Origin of the sequence: Winogradskyella aurantia (genome assembly GCF_002266855.1) — a bacterium.
Classification (GTDB): Bacteria; Bacteroidota; Bacteroidia; order Flavobacteriales; family Flavobacteriaceae; genus Winogradskyella; species Winogradskyella aurantia.
Genome location: NZ_NGJN01000002.1, coordinates 461643 through 485195 on the forward strand (window position 1 = coordinate 461643; position 23553 = coordinate 485195).

The 23553-nt window shown below is 34.7% G+C and carries 24 protein-coding genes; 11 read left to right on the forward strand and 13 right to left on the reverse strand.

Going from position 1 to position 23553, the window contains the following annotated elements:
* The first annotated feature begins 65 nt into the window (after positions 1-65).
* The 9 genes from CA834_RS05475 (at position 66) to CA834_RS05515 (ending at position 6126) form a co-directional block, all read left to right on the forward strand.
* A complete protein-coding gene (locus CA834_RS05475) occupies positions 66-485 on the forward strand; it encodes a nucleoside-diphosphate kinase (RefSeq protein ID WP_094967659.1) in 420 nt (139 codons plus the stop codon).
* A 281-nt stretch (positions 486-766) separates the two neighbouring features.
* The gene (locus CA834_RS05480) at positions 767-1192 is read left to right on the forward strand and encodes a DUF2141 domain-containing protein (protein WP_094967660.1); all 426 of its coding nucleotides are present in this window, start codon (positions 767-769) and stop codon (positions 1190-1192) included.
* A gap of 9 nt (positions 1193-1201) precedes the next feature.
* A complete protein-coding gene (locus CA834_RS05485) occupies positions 1202-1822 on the forward strand; it encodes a tetratricopeptide repeat protein (protein WP_094967661.1) in 621 nt (206 codons plus the stop codon).
* Positions 1823-1847: 25 nt separating this feature from the next.
* Complete coding sequence (locus CA834_RS05490) at positions 1848-3203, forward strand: histidine kinase (protein WP_094967747.1); 1356 nt, start codon at positions 1848-1850, stop codon at positions 3201-3203.
* 11 nt (positions 3204-3214) lie between these two features.
* A complete protein-coding gene (locus tag CA834_RS05495; protein WP_094967662.1) occupies positions 3215-3520 on the forward strand; it encodes a 2TM domain-containing protein in 306 nt (101 codons plus the stop codon).
* Positions 3521-3525: 5 nt separating this feature from the next.
* A complete protein-coding gene (locus tag CA834_RS05500) occupies positions 3526-3873 on the forward strand; it encodes a 2TM domain-containing protein (RefSeq protein WP_094967663.1) in 348 nt (115 codons plus the stop codon).
* Positions 3874-3892: 19 nt separating this feature from the next.
* Positions 3893-5023: an amidohydrolase family protein gene (locus CA834_RS05505; RefSeq protein WP_094967664.1), complete on the forward strand. Its 1131-nt coding sequence runs from the start codon at positions 3893-3895 to the stop codon at positions 5021-5023.
* Between the two features lie 14 nt (positions 5024-5037).
* Entirely contained in the window at positions 5038-5343 is a 306-nt protein-coding gene (locus CA834_RS05510; RefSeq protein ID WP_094967665.1) for a 2TM domain-containing protein, read from the forward strand.
* A gap of 27 nt (positions 5344-5370) precedes the next feature.
* A complete protein-coding gene (locus CA834_RS05515) occupies positions 5371-6126 on the forward strand; it encodes a LytR/AlgR family response regulator transcription factor (protein WP_094967666.1) in 756 nt (251 codons plus the stop codon).
* Positions 6127-6188: 62 nt separating this feature from the next.
* Here CA834_RS05515 and CA834_RS05520 read toward each other — a convergent pair whose 3' ends face one another.
* From CA834_RS05520 to CA834_RS05545, 6 genes are all read right to left on the reverse strand, one after another.
* The gene (locus CA834_RS05520; protein WP_094967667.1) at positions 6189-7361 is read right to left on the reverse strand and encodes an LETM1-related biofilm-associated protein; all 1173 of its coding nucleotides are present in this window, start codon (positions 7359-7361) and stop codon (positions 6189-6191) included.
* A gap of 128 nt (positions 7362-7489) precedes the next feature.
* The gene (locus tag CA834_RS05525) at positions 7490-9358 is read right to left on the reverse strand and encodes a serine hydrolase domain-containing protein (protein ID WP_094967668.1); all 1869 of its coding nucleotides are present in this window, start codon (positions 9356-9358) and stop codon (positions 7490-7492) included.
* Positions 9359-9510: 152 nt separating this feature from the next.
* Positions 9511-11238 carry an amidohydrolase gene (locus tag CA834_RS05530; RefSeq protein ID WP_094967669.1) on the reverse strand — a complete coding sequence of 576 codons (1728 nt, stop codon included), beginning with the start codon at positions 11236-11238 and terminating at the stop codon, positions 9511-9513.
* 239 nt (positions 11239-11477) lie between these two features.
* Positions 11478-12410 (reverse strand): mechanosensitive ion channel family protein, encoded by a 933-nt coding sequence (locus CA834_RS05535; RefSeq protein ID WP_094967670.1) that lies wholly within the window; start codon positions 12408-12410, stop codon positions 11478-11480.
* A gap of 109 nt (positions 12411-12519) precedes the next feature.
* Positions 12520-13275 (reverse strand): patatin-like phospholipase family protein, encoded by a 756-nt coding sequence (locus CA834_RS05540; RefSeq protein WP_094967671.1) that lies wholly within the window; start codon positions 13273-13275, stop codon positions 12520-12522.
* A 324-nt stretch (positions 13276-13599) separates the two neighbouring features.
* A complete protein-coding gene (locus tag CA834_RS05545) occupies positions 13600-14316 on the reverse strand; it encodes a VIT1/CCC1 transporter family protein (protein ID WP_094967672.1) in 717 nt (238 codons plus the stop codon).
* A gap of 289 nt (positions 14317-14605) precedes the next feature.
* Here CA834_RS05545 and CA834_RS05550 point away from each other — a divergent pair, with 289 nt between their 5' ends.
* Positions 14606-15367 carry a DUF481 domain-containing protein gene (locus CA834_RS05550; protein WP_094967673.1) on the forward strand — a complete coding sequence of 254 codons (762 nt, stop codon included), beginning with the start codon at positions 14606-14608 and terminating at the stop codon, positions 15365-15367.
* Between the two features lie 95 nt (positions 15368-15462).
* Here CA834_RS05550 and CA834_RS05555 read toward each other — a convergent pair whose 3' ends face one another.
* The 3 genes from CA834_RS05555 to CA834_RS05565 form a co-directional block, all read right to left on the reverse strand.
* Positions 15463-16110 carry a hypothetical protein gene (locus CA834_RS05555; protein ID WP_133085454.1) on the reverse strand — a complete coding sequence of 216 codons (648 nt, stop codon included), beginning with the start codon at positions 16108-16110 and terminating at the stop codon, positions 15463-15465.
* 311 nt (positions 16111-16421) lie between these two features.
* The gene (locus tag CA834_RS05560) at positions 16422-17693 is read right to left on the reverse strand and encodes a DUF2254 domain-containing protein (RefSeq protein ID WP_094967675.1); all 1272 of its coding nucleotides are present in this window, start codon (positions 17691-17693) and stop codon (positions 16422-16424) included.
* A 564-nt stretch (positions 17694-18257) separates the two neighbouring features.
* Positions 18258-18797, reverse strand: coding sequence for an ester cyclase (locus CA834_RS05565; protein WP_094967676.1), 540 nt, complete (start codon positions 18795-18797; stop codon positions 18258-18260).
* A 393-nt stretch (positions 18798-19190) separates the two neighbouring features.
* Between CA834_RS05565 and CA834_RS05570 the strand changes: the two genes are divergently transcribed.
* On the forward strand, positions 19191-20033 hold the full coding sequence (locus tag CA834_RS05570) for a mechanosensitive ion channel family protein (RefSeq protein ID WP_094967677.1): 843 nt from the start codon (positions 19191-19193) through the stop codon (positions 20031-20033).
* Positions 20034-20483: 450 nt separating this feature from the next.
* Here the strand turns inward: CA834_RS05570 and CA834_RS05575 are convergent, their stop codons facing one another.
* The 4 genes from CA834_RS05575 to CA834_RS05590 form a co-directional block, all read right to left on the reverse strand.
* Positions 20484-20753, reverse strand: coding sequence for a hypothetical protein (locus CA834_RS05575; protein WP_094967678.1), 270 nt, complete (start codon positions 20751-20753; stop codon positions 20484-20486).
* 26 nt (positions 20754-20779) lie between these two features.
* Entirely contained in the window at positions 20780-21151 is a 372-nt protein-coding gene (locus CA834_RS05580) for a DUF6090 family protein (RefSeq protein ID WP_094967679.1), read from the reverse strand.
* Between the two features lie 402 nt (positions 21152-21553).
* A complete protein-coding gene (locus tag CA834_RS05585) occupies positions 21554-22657 on the reverse strand; it encodes a serine hydrolase domain-containing protein (protein ID WP_094967680.1) in 1104 nt (367 codons plus the stop codon).
* 24 nt (positions 22658-22681) lie between these two features.
* Positions 22682-23410, reverse strand: a complete 729-nt coding sequence (locus CA834_RS05590) for a DUF6090 family protein (protein WP_133085455.1) — start codon at positions 23408-23410, stop codon at positions 22682-22684.
* Positions 23411-23553: the final 143 nt, after the last annotated feature.

A 23553-nucleotide genomic window follows, 5' to 3' on the forward strand; every position in this document is an offset into this window, starting at 1 on the left:
AATATTTAGCAAACTTGATAAATTAAAGAAATACATTACTTTTGCACCACATTAAAAAAAAATACATGGCAACTAACAGAACGTTTACAATGTTAAAGCCAGATGCTGTTGAAAAAGGACACATTGGCGCAATTTTAGAAAAAATCACATCATCGGGCTTTAGAATAGTGGCGATGAAGCTTACTCAAATGACCAAGGCAGACGCTGAAGAATTCTACGCAATTCATAAGGAGCGTCCTTTCTTTCCGGAATTGGTGGAATATATGACACGTGGTCCTATAGTTGCGGCTATTTTAGAAAAGGATAATGCTGTTGAAGATTTTAGAACCTTGATTGGTGCCACCAATCCTGCTGATGCTGCCGAAGGTACCATTAGGAAATTATATGCTGCTTCCATAGGTGAAAATGCAGTTCACGGTAGTGATAGCGATGTTAATGCCGCCATTGAAGGTGCATTCCACTTCTCAGGAAGAGAGATGTTCTAAGTTAACACATCTCAAAACACATAAACAAAAAGACCGTCAGATATGATGGTCTTTTTTTGTAAGGAAGTTATCTCTAACCTTTATAATCTAACAAGTTTATTTTATATTTTCTTTTGTTTTTTGAGGCAATGTTTGTGCATAATTAGCAGTAATGGCTTTATTGTTTTAATGAAAATTTCATATAACTTACAGTTCATCCATAAAAAAACACAATTCGGTAAACCATCTTTTAAATATCTTTATAAACATTGAATATTTGTGCAAAACAAAATGAACGACGTATGAACGTATTAACAAGGATTATAGTAATACTAGTTATTAGCTTATTACCGATACTTAGTAATAGTCAAAGTGGCTATTCCATTACGGTTAAAGTTGAAGATGTAGATAATAACGAAGGTAAAATGTTTATTGCTTTGTATAAATCTGAAGCAGATTTTTTAGAGACCACTTATAAAGGAGCAAAAACTAATATTGAGAACAATACTAGCGAGTTCACATTTAAGGATATACCTGAGGGCATTTATGCGGTGTCTATCTTTCACGATGAAAATGACAATGGTAAAATGGATACCAACTTTGTAGGTATCCCAAAAGAGGCTTATGGTTGCTCTAATAATGCTTCTGGATTTATGGGCCCACCAAAATGGAAGGACGCAAAATTTGAACTAAACGAGAATAAATCAATTACAATAACCCTTAAATAAATTTTTAAAATGAAGAATGTATTTATCACCGTCTTGATTTTAGTGTCAGGCTTTGGTTGGTCGCAGACCAATTATGAAAAAGGAATGACCAAAGCCTTTGATCTTTGGGAAAATGGAAAAACGGATGAAGCCGAAAACTTATTTGAGCGAATTGCAAAGGCAGAAAAGGATAATTGGCTGCCGCATTATTACATTGCTCAAATAAACAGTTTAAAAAGTTGGGGCGTTACCGACGAAGCCGTAATCAAATCTCAACTGGATAAAGCACAAGAGCATATAGATATTGCTATGGGTTTAAGTGAAAACAATCCAGAACTTATGGTAATTCAGGCGCAGGTACTTACTAACTGGATAGCCTATGATGGTATGACCTATGGCATGAAATATTCTACACGAATTACTGAATTATACAAAAAGGCACAAGCGATTGCACCAGATAATCCGAGAGTAGCATTTGGTAAAGTAGAATGGGAAATGGGCAGCGCCAAATATTTTGGCCAGGATACGGCTCCGTTTTGTAAAAAAATGGAGGGTACGTTAGCCCTTTTTGAAGATTTTAAAACCGATAGTGAATTTCATCCAAATTGGGGAGAGAAGCGTGCCAAGCAGGCTGTTGCTGAATGTAAATGATACAGATAATAAGAGTATAATTATAATGAAACGATTTTTTAAAACCATTTTCTCAGGTATTATTGTAGGTATTGCCATTATGATTGTAGATCAAGCTATACGCTATTTTACAGGAGTTAAAATTGCACTTGATGAAGACTTCGTTTTAGCCTTATTGTATTACATTATTTTTTCAATCCCCTTAACACTTGTAAACAGTTACTTTTTTTCATACGTCTACGATAAGATTCGATGGAATCGATATAAGAAATATAAGCTCATAATAGGATTTCTAGGTTCGGTTGTTGTTACAATTATTACTATCTTTTTTGTTAGGGCCTTCATAGGAATTATTATAGAAGGAAATAGCATTAAAGGTTTTATAAATTCAGAACGTACAGAATACTATTTGTTGGCTCTCGGAATGACTATAATTGTCTCGATAGTTTTCCACCTTATTTACTACTTTAAAGAACGTGAGAAAACCAAAGTTAAAGAGCAGAAGGTTATTGCTGGTACGGCAAGTGCAAAATTTGATGCTTTAAAAAACCAACTAGATCCACACTTTTTATTCAATAGCCTTAATGTATTAACCAGTCTAATTGAGGAAAATCCAGGCAGCGCACAGAAGTTTACCACTTCATTATCCAAGGTTTATCGCTATGTATTAGAACAGAAGAATAAGGAACTGGTAACGGTCGATGAGGAGTTAAATTTTGCTAGGACTTATATGTCTTTGTTAAAAATGCGATTTGAGGACAGTATCATTTTTGAAATACCAGAAAAATCCTCTAATCCGGAAAGTAAGGTGGTGCCATTATCATTGCAGTTATTGTTAGAAAATGCGGTTAAACACAATATGGTTACCTCAACCAAACCTTTGCATATTAAAATATATGAAGATGGGAATTACCTCGTAGTAATGAATAATCTTCAGCCCAAGCAAATCGTGAAAAAGAGTAGTGGTGTAGGTTTAGAAAATATAAAACAGCGTTACAATTTACTCTCAGATAAAAAGGTAGTCATCAATCAACGAGATAAGGATTTTGCCGTTGGCATACCAATGCTCACAAAACAAGTATCAATAATGAGAAGAACATCACCAACCCCAGAACGATTAAATGACGATTACGTACGTGCACGCAAAAAGGTCGAAGAACTCAAAGGGTTTTATTACAGTTTACTGTCTTATGTTGTGGTTATACCATTTCTCATTTTTATATGGTATAAATTTTCTCAGCATACTATTCAGTGGTTTTGGTTTCCAATGATTGGCTGGGGACTCAGCCTAGTATTCCAGGCCTACCGTGTTTTTGTAGATAACGGAGCCTTTGGAGCACGATGGGAACAGCGTAAAATTGAAGAGTATATGCGAGAAGAGGATGAAAATCGTTGGAATTAAAGTTATGAATTATGAGAACAAAAAGAGATTTAAAATATATCAAAGCAAAAAACCGTGTACAGCGAGAAAAAGGATTTTATAATCATGTTATCGTCTATTTTGTTGTAAACATAATTATTACCGGGTTTAAGGTTCACAATCATTTCGAGAGCTGGGATGCCTTTACCGCCAAATTTTTTGGATTAGATAACTTGAGTACTTGGTTAGTTTGGGGTGCTATTTTGTTGTTTCATTTTCTCGTGTTTAAATATGCAGGACCATGGGAAGACCGCAAAATAGAGGAGTATATGGAAAAAGAATTAAACAAGAAAAGTTAAGAATTATGGAAAAGTATAGCATAGAACCTTATAAAGAAAACGATGAAACCTCCGATTTTAGAACAGAGGAGGCTTATATGAGAGCCAAAAAGAAAGTAGATTCCCTCATTGGATTTTATTGGCACCTAGCAGTTTATATAGTAGTGAATACCTTTTTAATCCTGTTAATAGGCTTGAATTCTGATGGAGGTTTCGGAGGATTTGGGCCTTACGCCACAGCTTTATTTTGGGGTATTGGATTGCTCTTTCATTTTCTAGGTGTTTTTGGGCCAGACTTTATTTTTGGTAAGGACTGGGAGCAGCGAAAAATTAAAGAGTTCATGGATAAAGAACAGCAAGATAACTGGAAGTAAAATCAAAAAATCTCGTTTCATGAAGAAAATAACCCTTCTTTTCCTTACATGTTTGGTATTACAGCTTTATGCACAAGACCATTTCATTATCGCTAACGTCAAAGTTTTTGACGGAGAAGCTATAATTGAGAAGACTTCAGTTCGTATTGATAGCGGTGTAATTTCAGAAATAGGAGCTTCAATCGATACAATTGGAACTGATAGCATTATAGATGGTTCAGGTAAAACCTTGATGCCTGCGTTATCTAATGCCCATGTCCATGCTTGGACGCCACAATCCTTGCAGCAAGCAGCGACGGCAGGCGTGTTAAATGTTATGGATATGCACGGTGTAGAACCTTTTCAGTTAGGCATGCGCCAGTTAAAGGATTCTACCAATTATGCCAGATTTTATGTGGCAGGGTATGCGGCTACTGCACCAGAAGGTCATGGTACGCAATTTGGGTTTCCAGTACCTACATTGTCTGGACCAGAAGATGCTAAGACTTTTATAGAAGCACGTGTGAAGGCTAATGTTGACCATATTAAGATTATTGTAGAACCTTGGAAAAAGACCCTGAGTTCAGAAACTGTTGCAGCTGTTATAAAAGAAGCTCATAAAGTAAAAAAAATAGCCGTAGTCCACGTGAGCCGTTTAGAAGACGCCATCGACGTTCTTACTAATAATGCTGATGGCTTGGTACATATATGGTGGGACAACCCTATTGAAGAAGAACAGCTTAAAAGCTTGAGCAAGGAAAAGACCTTTTTTGTAATTCCAACCCTATTGACAACACTCAAGGCTTTTGAAAGCATGGGAGAAGCAGCTCAAAAATTTATGAAAAAAGAGCAGTTATTGGCTGAAGTTAAAAAGCTTCATCAAGCAGGCGTTCCCATACTAGCGGGTACAGACCCACCAAATTTGAGTATCAATTATGGTACGGATTTGTATAAGGAATTACAACTTCTGCGAGATGCTGGTTTATCACCAATTGAGGTGCTAAAGGCTGGAACAAGTAATATTACAAGAGCATTTAGCTTAGAAAATACAGGCTATGTTAAAGTTGGTTATAATGCAGATCTCTTACTAATAGAAGGTGATGTTACAGAAGAAATTTCTGCTATAGAAAATGTAAATACCGTCTGGAAAAAGGGCGCCAAAGTTAACTAAAAATCAATCAGAATATGAGTACAACAATGAAAGATCAAGAACGTCAAAATGCTGCAATAACGCACCTAAGACGGTTAAAACTCTTTTATATTCACTTATTTGGATATATTATTTTGGTCTGCCTAATCCTTTACAATCTTTATATTGTTCAAGGTGAGTATAAAAATAACATTATAGCCCTTAATATTATCACCTTGGTGCTTTGGTCACTATTTGTAGGTATTCACGGTTGGCGTGCTTTTAAGGGCAGAATATTGTTTAGTAAACGTTGGGAAGAGCAAAAGTTAAAGGAGTATTTAAACCATGAAAAAGGTATTTAATTAGCCATAAAAATTAATCTTAAAAGCATGAACGTAATAATCATTGAAGACGAAAAACCTTCAGCACGCCGCCTTCAGCGCATGCTGAAAGCTATAGATATAACTGCTGAAACTATGCTGCATTCTGTTGAGGAATCTCTAGAATGGTTTCAGAAAAACCCACACCCCGATGTCATATTTTTAGATATTCAGCTTAGTGACGGATTGTCCTTTGAGATTTTTGAAGCTATAGATATTAAATCGGCTGTAATTTTTACAACGGCTTACGATGAATACGCCTTACAAGCGTTTAAGCTTAATAGTATTGATTATTTATTGAAGCCAATAGATGAAGATGATTTAAAAAAGGCGGTAAATCAATATACCACTCAGAAGAGCTATAATCAAGCGGTTACTCTAGATTTTAATGACATTAAAAAGCTATTGGTCAATCCTATTGAAAGGGAGTACAAGAAGCGCTTTTCAGTTAAAGTAGGACAACATATAAAGCTTATCAATGTGGAAGATATTGAATGTATTTACAGTGAAAATAAAGGTACCTATGCGCATACTGTTGAGGGGCGAGATTACCTTTTAGATATGACCTTAGACCAACTGGAAGATGAGTTAGAACCACATCTATTTTTTAGAGTCAGTCGTAAATTTTACGTCAATATCAATGCTATTAAGGATATTATAAGTTACACCAATTCACGGCTTCAGATTAAGCTAAACCATTATAAGGAGCAAGAGGTTATTGTGGCTAGAGAGCGTGTTAAGGATTTTAAAGGCTGGCTAGAATAATTTAGATAGAGGATGCAGTATATATAGCTTTATCTTTTTCAATGTGATTGAAGAGTTGCCAATCAATCGGGGTCAATCCTATTTTCATCAAATGCCGACGGTAATAACTTTGGAATAAACTTAACAAATAAGGGGAGTAGAAGCATACCTCCCGGCAACATAAAAATTGCTAAACTCGGAATCGACTTAAAAATATCCATGAGTTGGGACTGTATTTTTTTTTGCTCTTCTTCCGTGAGGTTTCTTTGGGTAGATTTCGCCAACAAACCCATAGCTTCCTTACTTTCCGTTAATTCCTTAATGAGGCGTTTGCTATTGCGCTTTATCAATTTTATAACAACTTTACTACTGTTGTCATATAAACTCTGGGCCAAGTTTTTAGAACTTAGAAAGGCCACATCTTCCTTGTGAGTATCGTAAAATTGATTAATGTTATCAACCGATTGGGTAATAACGGCCTCGTCTAAATTTAAATCGATTTTTAAACGATTTAGGAACTCACGCTCATCTTGGTCAATAACTTTATCGCTCCACGATGCCATGCAGACCAAATCAATTACGTATAATTTTTCCAGCGGCACCTTTATAAAGTCAATAGCATCGGCATAGCAAGAAAGTGAGGATTCCTTATGTCGTATCGAGCTTTGAAAAAGTCGAATTAAATTAGTGTCATACTCAGATTTCACTGCCTTTGCATCAATCACGGAAAATACAATGGTTTCAAGGCCAGATTCCAGATTGTTGACATAATCTTTAATGTTTTCCTTTTGATTTAAATAACGCTTATAACCAAGTACATCAACAAATAAAAGGGCATTAATTAAAAAGTAATTGAAGCTTTTTGCCAAAAAATTGTCATCAATATGAATGCGCTTATGAATCATTTTTTCCAATAGACTATAGGATGATTTGTCACCAAATAGCTCATCGAAAAATGATCGTTTTTGCTCGCCAATTACTTTATAATATCCTATAAGACTTTCTACGAAGCTTTCTTTGCTGCCCTCCTTGGTGTAAATGAAAAATAAGGAAATGAGAAAATTTATTTTGCAGCGCTCCTCCTCTGTAAATTCAAGGGGTTCAACAATATCAAAAACAACCTTGATGTTAGTACCATAGATGAACCCTGTTTGTTTCAATCTATGATAAAACTCAGCAGGCTCAGTTTTAACATACTGTGCTTTAGAAACTTCGTTAAGTAATTTTTTTATCCAACCGCTAGCTGATGGATTCATAATGAATTTATTAAAACCATAAAGATAAATTTTTCTACTAAATGGCTTGGGATTTTGAATTTTAGTTATTGATTAATCGAACTCTAGGTAACGTCACGATTAGAATGTAGCAAGGCTAAATACATTAGTTAGCGCCAGGTGGTCAGCCCGATAAGGCCGTTGTACGTGAGATAAGCACCTGTTATAAAAAAAGCCAAACCTAACACAACCATATATATTTTAAGCAATTTTGAATTTACCGTTTTACGTTCTACGAGACTAAAAATAAAGGTAATTAAAGCGGCAAAACCAAACAAAATGCTTAAGCTAAAAATCAAAAGTGAGACTGTGGTTAATCTAAATAATTTGAATACACTATCCCAAAACTCATCCAAAGTCATAGTTTCTTCAGGCACGAATAGCATAAATAGTACAACAGCACCGGCTAAACATAAAACGCTGAAAACTGCTGAACGAAACGAAACGAACCTTCTGTAAGACTTATTCTTTATAGAATAATATATAGATCTGATAACTGAAATGATGGGAAATGTAATAATTAAAAATACACAGACTAAAAAAAGAACAATTTGTGACCAAAGTTTTAGGGCTGATACTTTTTGATATTTACCACTGTAACTAGAAATTTGGACAGCTTCGTTATTTTCAATATCGCGATGTAGTGCCAAATACCTTGGTAAACCGTAAGCATCTTTGAAATAGGGTAGACCATTTTTATTTTTATACAAGGCATACTTACTTCCTAACAAGCCATCCTCAAAATAAACTTCACCATTTATATCCTTTTTTAAGGCAGATATATCAAAGATAGACGTGACGAAATCAAAAAAGGGATAGTTCGCATTAATTCTATTGTAATACCCAATATACCGGTCATTTATAGTTACTGAGGTATTTGAAACTTGATTTTCACTTAAAGTGTTAAGAAGCGCGTCAAGTATCAAGTTTGAAATTTCCCGAATGGCAGATTTATCTACACTGTTAAGAGCGAAAAAGAACCCTATTTTTTTATCTGGAAGTATGGCTAAAAAGGATGAAAAACTGGGCGTAGTTCCTTCATTAAACAAATAATATATCCCTTTTCGTTTAGATTGAAAAAAACCTTTCGCATATCCAATATCAGTGTGGTTTTTGGATATGTTACTACTAACGCTGGTATACAAAGGTTTAAGTTTTTGTTGGGAAATAAGTCGTAATGAGTCTTTTTTTCCATTATTTAGATGAAGCCTAATATACTTGGCCATGTCTGCAGCATTAGAAATAAGGCCTCCCGCAGGGTCAGTTGTTAGGGCATAGTATTTTGGATAGGAAGAAATTTGAGCTGCAAGGTCATTTTTAAGAGTTCTGTCGAAAGTATTATACGTGCTCGATGACATTTCAAGAGGCTCTAAAACCCTCGAATACATAAAGTCTTCAAAGGACATGCCCGATATTTTTTCTATCACATAGCCAGCCGTGGTATAATCTATGTTGGAATTAGCAAAATATTGTCCCGGTGGATAGCGACAAATCTTATTAGACTTGACTTTCTCTAAAAAGTTGAGGGGCGATTCTATATCAATTGTTAATCCAAATTCGTGTAAATATTCTTGAGTCCAGCCTGTGGTGTGTTCTAAGAGATGAATAATTTTTAACGGGTGCGCTTTTTCCCATGGATTTTTAAAATTAATTTCTGGTGCAACGGACATGAGGTGGTCGTCCAAAGAAATTTTACCTTCCTCAACGAGTAGCATTAAACCAAGCGCTGTAAGACTTTGACTAAGTGAACCTACAGGAAATAGCGATTGTTCCGTTATCAATGTATCATCTCCACGTCTCTTACCAAAATTTTTAAGGATTAGAACGGAATCTGCATTAACAATGCTCATTTGCATACCATCAATTTTCTTAGCCTTTAGGATGTCATCTATTCTATTGGCTAATACATTTAAGTCGTTTGGTTGACTAAAGCAGAGACAAAAGGAGAAAACAAAAACCGAGAGGGATAGACGTCTCATAATTATATAGTTGCGGGGCTAAAATACAATAAATAATAAAAGTTTAAGAAGCGTTATGGTGAAATAAATTAGTTTAAATTATAGGGATTTGTACACCTCTAATAGAAACTAGATTTGGCCATTTCAATTTCTTTTGATTAAACTAAATTGATTTAATCTTTCTGTTTAAAAACAACTTTGCCATCAAAGATGGTCATGGCTATTCTAGTGTTTAAAATATCATTCTCTGGAACGGTCATTAAATCTTGATCATAAATTGTAAAGTCTGCCAGTTTACCTTTTTCAATAGAGCCTTTTATGTCTTCTTCAAAAGCACCAAACGCTGCATCTAAGGTGTAAGACTTTAAGGCTTGTTCTCGTGTCATTTTTTGTTCAGGCTCATAACCGCCTTCTGGGGTACCTTTTAAGGTTTTACGACTCACACTGGCAAAAAAACTGGCAATAGGATTAATGGGTTCTACGGGGACATCGGTGCCATTAACAATAGGTACACCACTCTGTAGTAAGGATTGCCACATGTAAGCACCTTCCTTAATTCGTTTTTCACCCAAGCGGTCAATAGCCCATGGTCTATCTGACGACATGTGCACGGCTTGCATAGCTGGTATCACTTTTAATTCAGCGAAACGTGGAATATCTTCAGGATGTAAGTGCTGTGCATGCTCAATTCTGAATCTATGATCCGAAGCTTTTTCAGGAAGTTGGTTAATAGCCAACTCATAGCGGTCTAATATTTCTCTATTAGCTCTATCCCCAATGGCGTGCGAACATACTTGAAATCCATGTTCCAATCCTTTAATGGAAGTTTCCTTTACAAACGCCATGGGCAAGGTCTCATGACCAAAATGATCTTGTCTATCCGTGTAGGGTTCTAACAACCACGCCCCACGAGAACCTAAAGCACCATCGCAATTCAACTTAATGGAGCGAATGGTAAAACGATGGTCTTGATCAACCATAATACCTTTGTCATACCATGCATTTAACAGGTCTTTATCCCATCCTGTGAGCATGGCATATATCCTTACATCCAACTTATTTTGGGTTTTCATTTGCTCATAAAGTGCAATAGTCTCTTTCGGGATTCCAGCATCATGAAAACTTGTTATCCCATTCTTGTGACAGGCTTTAACAGCAAGTTCAAAAGCTTGTAAATCCGTCTCTGGTGTACGTTCTGGAATATGTTTTGTTATTAAGGTTTGTGCTCTTTCGTTGAAAACGCCTGTAGGACGACCAGAGGCATCCACGATAACTTCACCACCGCCTACTTCAAACTTTTTAATTCCGTCGTCGGCTAATTTAACGAGACCTGCAATTTCCATAGCCTTTTCATTGGCAAATCCTGCATGGCCACTAGCATGACTCAGGTATACAGGGTTATCTGGAGATACTTCACTTAGTCTGTAATGGGTTTGAAACCCATTCACCATATCCTTTGGTAAAGAATCCCATTTACTTTGGTGCCAACCTCGGCCTGTTATCCACTCTCCAGGTTTTGCTGTTTTTACGCGTTCGGCAACAGCATCAATAATGTCTTGATAGCTGGTTGTCCCCAAAAGGTCTAGTCTTAGTTCGTTGTAGCCAAGTCCCATAAAGTGACCATGGCCTTCAATTAGACCAGGTGTCATGGTTTTACCTTCTAAATCGATAAGTTGGGTATTTTCATTTTTAAACATTTCGGCCTCAGCTAAGCTTCCGGTAAATAAAATTTTATTGTCTTTTACGGCCACCGCTTCTACAATTGGTTGAGCTTCTTCAACCGTATAGATAGTCCCACCAAAAATGAGCATTGTAGCATAATCCTGCTTTGGTTGAGAACAACCAAAACACAAAAGAATAAGAGATAGACTAATTATTTGAGCGGTTACATTAAATTTCATATTTGATTATTTTAAGGAGGGGAAGTTACAATAAATTCTAAAAAAGCAGAGTAAATGGGACCATAAGATTCACTACTATTGCTTTATGTTAAAATAGTTCTATTATTATGGTTGAATGTACTCGCAAAGACTATTGGACCATGTTTGAGACCTACCGATTTCATATCTAAAGCGCATAGGCACTGGTTATGCCCGTTCTGAGCTTTCGGTAAGCATTAAGTCGTTTTGAAGATGTCTATTTAGTCTTTTAAATCCTTAATTTTACTATCCTCCAAAGACACTCTTGTTCTTGGAAGACTTTCCGGATAATTTTTTTGGATAAATTCAATCATTTTTTCTCTTATAAATACTCTTAAATCCCATGTTGTGGGGGAATCCTTTGCACTTACCAAAAGTCTGATTTCTACATTGGACTCTTTTGAATCGGTAACTTGGAGTACGTTTACTTTTTTATCCCATAAATCAGTACTATTCAATAACCTTGTCAACTCCTTACGAAGTGCTTCAAAAGAAATGGTATAGTCCGTATAAATAAAAACTGTACCCAATATATCTGCACTGGTTCTTGTCCAATTCTGAAACGGCTTTTCTATAAAGTAGGAGGTGGGCAATACCAAACGTCTCTTGTCCCATATTCTAACAACAATATAGGTAAGGTTTATCTCCTCTATCCAGCCCCACTCATTTTCAACAACCACAGCATCATCAACTCTAAATGGTTGTGTAATAGCTATTTGAATACCGGCCAGTAGTGTTCCCACAATTTTTTGTGCTGAAAGACCAATGATAATCCCCGCAACACCAGCTGAAGCAAATATTCCTATCCCAATTTCCCTAATGCCTTCAATAGACATTAATATTAAGCCAACGGCAATAATGACAATAACAAACACAATTACTTTTTCAAGTAAATTAATCTGAGTGTGAAGTTTTCTGGATTTAAGATTGTCTTCTTTTGAAATATCATAACGTTTAAGTAATCGTTTTTTTAGGATTCGCACTATTTCAATAATTATTAACGAAATAAATACGATAACCAGGCTTTTTCGAAGTGTTGTCAAAACATCATCAGCGATATATTCAGATAAATCAAGAAAAGGGAATAAATGATTAAACAGTATTAAAACGATTAGAATAGCAATACCTATTAATAGACGTAAATATTTTTTCATGTAGTAATTATTAAATTTTATAGTGTGCGTCTAGTGAAGCACATTGAAATGTCTTTAGCTCTATTTTATCAGTTTCACTGCTGTTGACATGAACTTTAAAATCTGTGTCTTAGGGCTTTTTAAGTTGCTCCAATGGTTGTTTCGAATCCTCGTAACCTTTTTTAATCAGAGCATCAACGTGATTGGTGTCGGAACGATTGAATTCCGATAAATCAGGTTCAATTAATAAATCGGCTTCCTTAGATTGTAATTTATCAGACTTTTGAATTAAAAAGTGAAAACTATTCATAATCACATCGAGAATATTATCCGGTTTTTGATACTTGTGATTTGAATTTAAATCGACACCGATAATAAAATCAACACCCTTTTCCTTCATAGTCTTTACGGGTACGTTTTCGACAATGCCACCATCAACGAGCATTGTTCCATTGATTTCTACGGGATTGAAGATGCCTGGTATACATGTGCTTGCCATTACTGCGGTAGCTAAAGGACCTTTGTCTAAAACTATTTTCTTCCCACTGGTTATATCAGTTGCAATAATGGCTAGAGGAATATCGGAGTCTTCAATATTTTTTTCTCCGATATGCTCAATAATGAGTTCTCCCAACTTCTCATTTGAAAGTAAGCCATAACGCGTTAAGGAAATCGCGCTTATATCAACCCACTTTAATTGTGAAGCGATACGGCTTATTTCATCACAACTTTTTCCAAAGGCAAAAAATGCTCCCACAAAAGCTCCTATGCTGGTACCTGCAATATGTTGAACCTCAATATTGTATTCTTCTAACCGTCTCAAAACGCCAACATGAGCTGCACCCAATACGGCACCACCACCCAATGCTAAACCTATTTCTTTCATATCGTTTAAGATTTCTTTTTAATTATGATGTAAATGACCCACTGTGTTTAGTTATGTGCTCTTGTTTATTAATGATCATAATGTAACTATTTGTAGTGATTTTAGGTCAGCTATTTATGAAAAAATACGAATGTTAAACCTTAAAGATAGCTAATGCAAGTAAAATTCATCAATCCAATTCGGTCACCACAAAATAATACCTTGGAGAGCTGCTGGGTTAATCGCTTTCTCGATTTCCTATAATTAATACGAAGTGGGAATAACATATTAAAATTTTACGAAACACAAGGCAAATGATACTTAAAGTAATTTTTATTTTCTTTTTTATGCAATGTTGACATTAAATAAATACCCAACCAATGCTGTTAAGCCCATGGCTACAGTACCCCAAAATACAATTCTGACAACCGCTTTTCTGATACTTGAACCACCTGCTTTAGCCGCCAATGCACCTAAAAGGATTAAAAAAAACAGCGCGAAACCATAGAGCGCATATTCTATGCTGTTTAGGGGAAGAAACATTGCAACTATAAAAGGCAGTAACCCTCCGACGGTAAAGGCAGAGCCAGAAGCAAAAGCAGCTTGCATAGGTTTGGCTTGACTAATTTCATTAATACCCAATTCTTCCCTAATATGAGTTCCTAAAGCATCGTGTTCCGTTAATTCCTTTGCTACAGTTAATGCAGTTTCTTTTTTTAAGCCCCGTAGTTCAAATATCTCTGTAAGTCTCTGTAGTTCTAACTCAGGCATTTCATTAAGCTCTTGCTTTTCGCGTTCTATGTCGGCCTTTTCTACATCTGTTTGAGAACTTACCGAAACATACTCGCCTGCGGCCATGGACAAAGCACCAGCAACAAGTCCTGCTAGAGTTGCTAATATAATGGGTTCGCGCGTATCACTTGCAGCAGCGACACCAATTGCGATACTTGCGGTAGATAAAATGCCGTCATTTGCACCAAGGACAGCAGCCCTTAACCAATTACTTCTATGAATGTAATGGCTTTCCAAATAATTGTCTAACCCTTTTGTTTTATCTGTCATTGCATTAAAGCCAATCCGGTCTCAAGGAATCTTGTTTTTTGAGGTATTCTAGTTTATATAAATATAGGAAAAATGTAGTAGTTTTACTTCAAAGGTTAGCTTTTATTAATTCAAAATAGTGTTGATTTGAAGAAGGGTTTTTGACTAATAGAGGGTATGTCGTTTTATCACTGTTTGCTGCTATCTCAATAGATTTAAAGCCTAATATCTCCAGTTTTATAATAGGAAATAGTCCATAAATGGATATATTTGCGCCTTTCAAAAAACAGAAATCTTATAGCGCGATAAAATGAAAACCATTCTATATTGTTTCTTATTTTTTCCAATATGGCTTTCGGCGCAAATAAACGAAAGCGACACGCTAAGTTTCAAAGCCAATCTCTCGTTAACTGGATTTTATCAAGGAGGAAATGTAGAGACCTTAATCTTTAGGGCAAAATCGGATATGAGCTTTAAACCATTAAAGAATTGGGTTTACAAAACCAAAAACTCCTACATATACCAAGAGTTCGGCAAAGAAAAGGCCGATGAGGACATTTTGAGTCTTAACTTTTTATATCTAAATCCTGACCGAAAAATTTATCCTCTAGTATTGGGCTTTATCAGTACAAATTTTCGAAGAGAGATTGATTTGCGTTATCTAGTAGGAGGTGGGGTTACTTTTGAAATCTTTAAAAAGGATGATAACTGGCTAAAACTCGCCGTTTCAAGTGAATATGAACAAACCTACTTTGACGAGACCGATTTTAATATTTCGGAGTATGATGGACAAGAGTCCCTAAATACAATTCGCGGAACGGTATGGTTGAATGGGAAGTACCATTTGTTTAAAAAAAAGCTCATCCTAAGTCATGAAAGTTATTTTCAGCCGTCTCTTGAACAAAGTAATAATTTTCGTTGGCAGGCAGATATAGGTTTAGAATTACCCATTTGGAAGTATCTGAACTTTAAAATAAACTACATCCATACCTTTGAGAGTATCGTAATACAAAGTCAAAAGCGCGTTGATAGGTTTTTAACTTTTGGGTTTACTATAAAAAGCTACGAATAACCCAAGTTTACCCAAAAAAAGTAGTTGGCGAAAGATTTCCTGTTTGAATACAACTATAAACTGGCAGAGTAGAAGGTTAAAATGAACTTTTCTTATTATTCCTGAGACATAGTATTTGGGAGTAAGGCAGTGTCCTTTACAAAACAAATAGATGTCTTAACATAATAACTGCACCAACACACAATCCCTATCCATTTAATTCCATCTTCAATAAAATATTCCCAATCACCGAGCTGGTTTGTCAAGAATTGTTCTGCAATGGTATCTACAAAAACAGAAGATGAAAGCAATGAAAGTGCTAACAAAAAAAGGAGAATATCTGTTTGCATTATAATATGTCTAAACTGTACCATATAAATCAATACAGCAATACCCAATAGTGTGATTGTTATAGTATCACTTAATCCAATTTGAAAACTAAAGTATTCGTGAATTTGAAATAAATCGTCAATCATCAAATAAGCGGATAAAAACGCAGAAGAAAGAAGAAATAAGTATTTTTCTCTTAGTTCTAAATGTTTAAGTATATACGCTACAATAGCACATGTTGTACCAGCAATACACCATAATAAAATCCCCAAATTTGAAAGGAACCCAGATATTGGGTGAATACCTGCTACAGTTGTTGTATCGCGCGTAAATGTTGGTATAGGGATGTCAAATAAAATGCTAATTACCGCAATCGCCAAAAGAATCATTATTGCAGGGAAGAAAATTATTAATAAAAGTTTCGTAGATGCCATTTTCAAAATTGGCACCTGCCTAGGTTTTAAGTGTAACATACATGTTAATCGCTTGGTCAATTTTTTATATGTATCAGTAACCTAGGTTAATCTTAACCGGTCTTGACACTAAGGACAAAAACAACTTTCAATTCAATTGTCTTTATTTATTAATTACAAATGCCTCAACCCATTAAGGATGAGCATATAAACTGCTAATTTAAAAAATAAAAGCAAATAAAAATTCCATCCATCAAGTAATTGCAAAATATTTTAAAGAGCTAAATATTACTTGTAAAAAGAAAAATTATGTCTAAACAGATTGTAATATCCTATTTTCTGGTTGCTCTATGAAAAAATAAGGATTCATTTTTCAATAAATCTAAATCGGGTTTAAATGTCATGGATAGTTCTGCTCTATCGTAGGCCTTCTTTGAATATAGGGTAGCTAATTTTTTGATATCCTCATGACTTATCGTTTCTATTGATTTAAATACCTTTTGTAATCGTAACATAACTTCAATATTACCGCCACCATCTCTAGCAATAGGCCGAAAAGCATCATCAAAAAAATCTATCATGGAAATTTTGGGAACGGTTATGCGGTCGTAGCGGACATTATTTTCTTTGGTATCTGCAATACTTTCATTCCATAAAAAAAACAATCGTTCATGACTACCAATGATTTGAATGGCGGTACCTGGATCATTAATACCAGGGGATAAGGCTTTACTTGCAATTTCCGATAATGCAATAAATCCAAATCGAGGGTCTTCTTCAAACCATCTCGTATCTCCGACATGAATAGCATTATTAATCTTTTGTTTTATCTCATCTAAGTCTAAATCCTTATGTTTCAGAAAGGCTATTACCTCAAAATTTTCATGGATAAAATCACCTGGAAGACAATTAAGTTGAATTTTTAAATTGCTCTCTTCAGCTAATTCTTGTAGAGCTGCCATATCTATGTGTTGCACATAGCCAACAGAATTACTAAGAACTGATTGTGCGTCTGAAAGTGGGTTCACAATTGGAAGAGCATTTGAGAACGGTGACTTAATATGTGAGGCTAATGACTTAGCCGCGACCGATTCCACCTGCGATATGGTGTGTTCTAATCGTCCTAATCTTGAAACACTGTTAACCCATCTTAAGAAGGTGAGAATAACCAGTGCAAATAAGATTAACGTGAATAAAAAAAGAATAAATACGCCAGACTTACCGTAAAACCCATTGTCCAATGCTACGGTAGCCACGATACTAAATATGAAGGACCCTATAAAAACCGATAGTGCATTTTGTGACATATCATCTGTTACTACTATCTTGAAAGACCTCGGGGTAGCTGTATTGCTCGCTGAAGCAAATGCCGATAACATCGATCCAACTGCAAATATTGAGATCACCAACATACTAGAGGAGATGGTATCTAGTAAACCTTTAATCGATTCTGTTTTTATGTCAGGAACTAGTGTGTCCAATTTGGTCCCATCCGCTTGGTGGGCAAATAAGGCCGCAGCAATAGAGACCAAACAGAAAAGTAAAGGTCTAAACCACAATTGTTCACGCAACTTGTGAAAATAAATAAATAACTTTTTTTTCATGACCTCAAAATTTGGTTTTAATAAAGATTCACAACTCTAAGCTTAATTATAACGCTATTTGGACTAGTATAAGGTACTAAATTATATAGCAATAAATTAGCCTAGTTGAATCTAACATTTAAACTATGTGTTATTAATTGGATTTATATAATACAAGATCAGAACTCCTATAAATTGCACTAGGGTTCTAGGTCGTATTTCTTGTACAAATTAAAGGGCAAGTTTATGAAATGACTAAGAATAACTCAATCTTGTGTTTTCTGTTTAATTCCATTTTTTGCTTGAAACTGATTTAGTCAGGCTCGTTTATTTCTTAATTGTACTAGCTATCGATTACTTGTCTTAGGGTCTTAATTGTTGCACAAAACACCTGTATATGTTTGGTTTCATAGTTCAGCCTTTGTGCTGCCTCACGTGCTTTAAATACCTAATTTGACTGACTGTAGGTAGAACATTTAGCAGTGTTAAAAAACAGTAATTGGTAAGGATAAAGCTCGGTAAGATATTTGTAATTAAGCGATTACTAGAAATAAATTAATATCAATATTAATATTAATAGGTGTTTTATAACTCAGTTTCTCCGCTTCCTTTTTCCTTTGACAATATCATAATAATCTCTTGCATTGTTCCTTCAAATCCCGACAGTTGTTTAATCATGGGTAAATGGGCTCCTGATGTTCTACCTTTATAGATGTAACCATCTTTAACCCAAAAGATATAAGTTTCAGTAAATGAAATTTTCTTAGCCTTTGATTCTGGATTCGCCATTTTGGGTAAATCTGAGGTAATAGAAATTAAAAACATTGCTTTTTCGTTATCAGCTACGGCTTCAGTTATTTCTAATTTTAAATTCGGAAATATCGACTTTATGCTTTTAACAAGTGATTTGACCTTATCTGTTCCCGTAAAAGTATCTCCCGCCGTGGTAATATGATTGTAGTCCTCAACAAAAAGCTCATCAATTAAATCAATCTTGTCTTGATTATAAACTTCAGTAAAAAATCTCTTAGTAAATTCAATATTATCTTGAGCTTGATCTGCTGGTTCATGGCTTGAGCAGGAACTTAGAAACGTAATTAAGAAGATAGTGACTATTATTCTCATGTTTTTCGGTATTTGAACTGATGTTAAGGTTTTGCTATGGCTTATTATGTGACCTGTTTGGCGTTATTATTTTTTCCGTCAAGTACCAGGCAAAAGACGTGGGCTTTCGTAAAAATAGCAAAAAAGAAGACCATGTGTAGTATAAATCCTATTTTACTTCTTATGAACTTAGAAAGCACCTATTATTCCTTTCATTATATCCTACAATATAACCCATATTATTTCCTTAGTTATTTAAAATAAGCCCTTCGTGTTTAGGCTCTGTTCATTTTTAGAGGTTTATTAAAATAGATATTGCAGAAATACTCAGAATTAGATCTAAAGCTATTTTATTATAGTTACCTTAAGAAAAGCGCAAAATATAATACTTAGATGCGTTTGTATATATTTCCAATGGAAACATTCAATCAAATTTTAGAATCTGAAATCTTTACCTTTAGGTCTTATTCACTTAAAGTTTCTCAACTGGTTAGTATTTTAATAATCGTAGTTATAACCAAATTAATACTATGGGGACTTAAAAAAGTTTTTTTTCGTAAAAACAAGTCTAGTAAAATAGATACAGGTAGCACTTATGCGTTATTGAAAATCATTAAATATGTGGTTTGGATTATAGCCATTGCACTAGTATTGGAATCCATTGGTATTAAGGTCACCTTGTTAATAGCAGGTTCAGCCGCACTATTAGTGGGTATAGGTTTGGGGCTCCAGCAAACCTTTAACGATGTGGTCTCTGGTATAATATTGCTTTCAGAACGATCTATAGAAGTAGGGGATGTTTTGGAAATTGACAATGATGTCGTCATAATTGAAAGTATAGGTTTAAGAACGTCAAAGGCAATGAACAGGGATGATATTTCTATTATCATCCCAAATTCTTTGATTACTACGAGTAAGGTAATTAATTGGAGTCATCAGTCACATCAAACCCGTTTTAAAATCCATGTTGGTGTAGCCTATGGAAGCGATGTTGATTTTGTGATTACAACTTTAGAAAAAAGTGCTTTTGAACATCCTGACATTCACAATAAGAGATTGATAGAAGCACGTTTGTTAAATTTCGGTAGCTCTTCATTAGATTTTCAGCTTTTATTTTTTACTTCAAACATTTTTAGAATTGGAAAAATGAAAAGTGACATACGAAGATCTATTAATAAGAATTTTACGGATAATAACATAATAATTGCATTTCCTCAAATGGATGTGCATCTGAGGTCTAATAATAGTGCCACCTGAAATATATGTACACCGAACGTTATTTTAGAGAGGTAATGTTAAAAGTTAGACTATTTGTGCAATGAACAATGTCTCAATAGCAAATATCAGATAATAGTGATAAGTAGCTTTGGAGAGAATGCATAATTACAACGCAAAGCACCTACTAGTAAAGCAACTCTGTTTAAATTTGGGTAACTTGTTTAATAAATTTATCATATTTCTAGTTTTATAACAAACGCGGCAAGTTGGCCCTATCACTAAAACAGTCCACTGAACTCTTTCTAAACGTTCGTTCCTCTGTTAGCAACAAAGCTCTGTAAGAGCGATGATTTAACAAAGGCAAAATTGAGTTCGAATGGTCTAAAAAATTTAATCATTATTTTTAATCCCTAACCTTTTCAAGTTTATCTAAAAGCTCATAGATGACCTCTAGTATATCATTATATCTATCAGTGCTTCTTTTGTGTGCTATGAGAAAATAATTATAGGCCTTGTGTATACCTTATAATTTTGAAATAATTGATTTAAATCTCTTTTAAAAGGTATCTTTTCAATTCTATTTGGTACAGGAAGATAGTCGTCGGTTCGTGTTGTCTCGGAGGTTGCAAAATCGTCGAATTCTAAACGCTTTTTAACATCTTCATCCGACAGTAGATTCCCAAATTCTTCAATTTCAGATAATAATAGTTGTGCGTTTCTGTAATATGTTTCTTCATAACGACTTAAATCCTTCAGCAAATCGTCAACGTCTTTAACATAAGCGATTATGTTGTTTTTAATATGTTCGACTTTAGTAAGGTAATATTTCCTGAATTCACAAGAGATCTTGAGGTTCCAAATGTAGGGCTAGCCACAGTGTTACCGCGTGGTCTACGTAAATATTTGTATATGCTGTCATGTGGTGTCCCTTCTTTCCAGAATGCATGGCATACGATGGCGCTTGCTCTGGCACTTTCATTAGAGAACACCTTAACCTCTTCTAATTCAGTTATTGATTTTTTAAGATCAGCTTTAAGTTGCTCTATTATAATTTTTTCAGTTTTTTTTCTATTGCGTTCATTGTTCCATTCATTGATTTGTAAGGCAATTAAAATCCCAATAACAACTAGTACAATTTCGCCAATGGCATATTTCAATTACCTTCCTGTCTGGTAGGCAGGCTTTCCAGTTATGTTTTTTTTTCCATAAGTTCGTATCTAAACTTTCTAAAGAACTTTGTCATTCCTTCTATAGATGGTTCGGTTATGCCCGAAAGAGGCTATATCAACTAAATATCCTCGAGATATTTGACTTTATTTCAAAAAATTAAGTCTCGATATTCTTAAGATTTTAATCATTCTCTAATTTAAATATTTAGTTGGTTCGGAAGCGGGTATCCCGTCTAAATGTCTATCCGCTGTCGCAGTTTATTCTTGGTCTGACAAGTAGGACAATTGATTTACTTTGAAAATTTTAGCTCACATAATATTGGCATTGGTTAGCTGTTGGTAATTATAAAGCAAAGCAACGATCGTGATAAACCGTCGTTTTAGTGTTGTTTATCTTATCTTTGATAATTTGCTATACACAAGTTCAGGAAAATCAGTTCTCCAAAGGCGATTTTTAGGTCTTATATTGGCGCATGCTATAATAACGATGCCTTTCTCTGGATACAAACAAAATAGTGCCTCAAATCCTGGTGCGCCACCAGTATGAAATATCATATTAATTGAGTCATTTTTAACAATATCCAAACCATAGCCGTACTTAACGTGATTACCTATATCTAAATCCGTCGTGTAAGGCGTAATCATTTTATTTAATGTTTTCTCTGTTAATAGAACATTAGTAGAAAACGCTTTCTCAAATTTTAGAAGATCTCCTACTGTTGAAATCATATCACCAGCACCTCTTTTAGCTGGCATGTAATTAAAATCTGCATTCTCAACTACTCCTTCAGAATTTATCTTATAGCCATCTGCTCTGTTAAGTACTAATTTATTTGGGTCATCTCCCTCAGAATTAATCATTTGCAATTTTTTAAAAATCTCTTCCTGTACAAAAATGTCATAGGGCGTGTTACTTACTTTTTCTATAAGAATTGTAAGCACAACATAACCAATGCCACTATAGTGGAAGTTGTTTCCAGAACTATTTACTAAAGGCAATTTCTTAAATATCTTAAATGCATCTTCCATTGAAGTCGGCATCAATAAAAGTTCTTTAGTCTCATTAAAATCAGTGAGATGCCCTAAGCCCGATGTATGGGTTAGTAATTGGTGAACCGTAATAGTTTCCCAAGCTGAAGGCAATCCTGAAATATAAGCGGAAAGTTTGTCTTCAGTTTTGAGCAAACCCTGCTCTTCAAGAATCATAACAGCAAGTGCTGTAATGGGCTTAGAAATGGACCCTATTCTAAACTTTGTGTCTAAGGTGTTTTTTACTGATAATTCTCTATTGGCATACCCAATGCTTTTAGAATAAATAGTTTCTCCTTCAACAGCAACTAAAATATTGCCACTAAAATTTTCGATATTTTGGAAAAACTGATCGAATTCTTGGTGCTCTGTATTTATAGTTTCCTGCTTATCAGTATCCTTAACATTACAAGACCAAGCTAATGTGACAACTAGAGCAAAGCAAAAGAGTTTAAATAATTTCATAAATTGATTATATGGTGGTTTTAGTTATCGGATAATAAATTCTTGTAATATTTCTTTAAACCTTTTGGCATCTTCGAGCGTTTCTTTATACTTTAAATTACGACCAACAGCGCTATTTGTTTCCAAGGCATTAATAAACCGTCTATTAGTTGTAAATTGAGCTATAAGTTTATCAGGATCTCTAATATTACCAGAACCTATTTTTGATAAAGATGCAGTTTCAAAGTCCTCAATCCTAATTAATTGCAGTACTTCTCTTGAATCTTTATATACGTCATCAATATCTTCAAGGCCCTTGTAATTGTTATATAGCTTCGCAATCTCGCGTCTTAGCATACTACTTCGTATTACTTTAAAACCATCAGAATTTTTCATCTCGTCATAGGTAATGGTTGTGGGAATAAAATTATCAGAAGGGTTTATAAGTGATGTATAATAAAAAACACTATCTCTAGCTATTTCTTCCCCATTAATAAAACTCATAAGCCTAAGTTTTGACAGAGCAGCCAACGACGTAATACTGTCGAGTTTTTCTAAATTATAGATATCAATGTTAACATCACTGAGTAGGTTGTTAAGCAATTCTTGTTCTAGCCTGGCATTTGATCGATTTTGATTCCATGTATTAATGCTTAAAGCAATGAGAATTCCAATGACAACGAGCACTATTTCTCCAATTGCATATTTGAGGTAATGTCCTATTTTATTTTTCTCCATAAGGTCATATCTTATTTTTCTAAAGATTTTAATCATGGTTTAATTTAGTCATTTGGTTGTTCTACAGTTGGCTATCTCGCCTAAATGCCCACTGACATTTAATTAACTGTGTGAGTTTTGGCTCGATAATAGCTTTGATTATAAGTTGGTTGTAATAAAGGCTGACTGTCCTGAGGCGA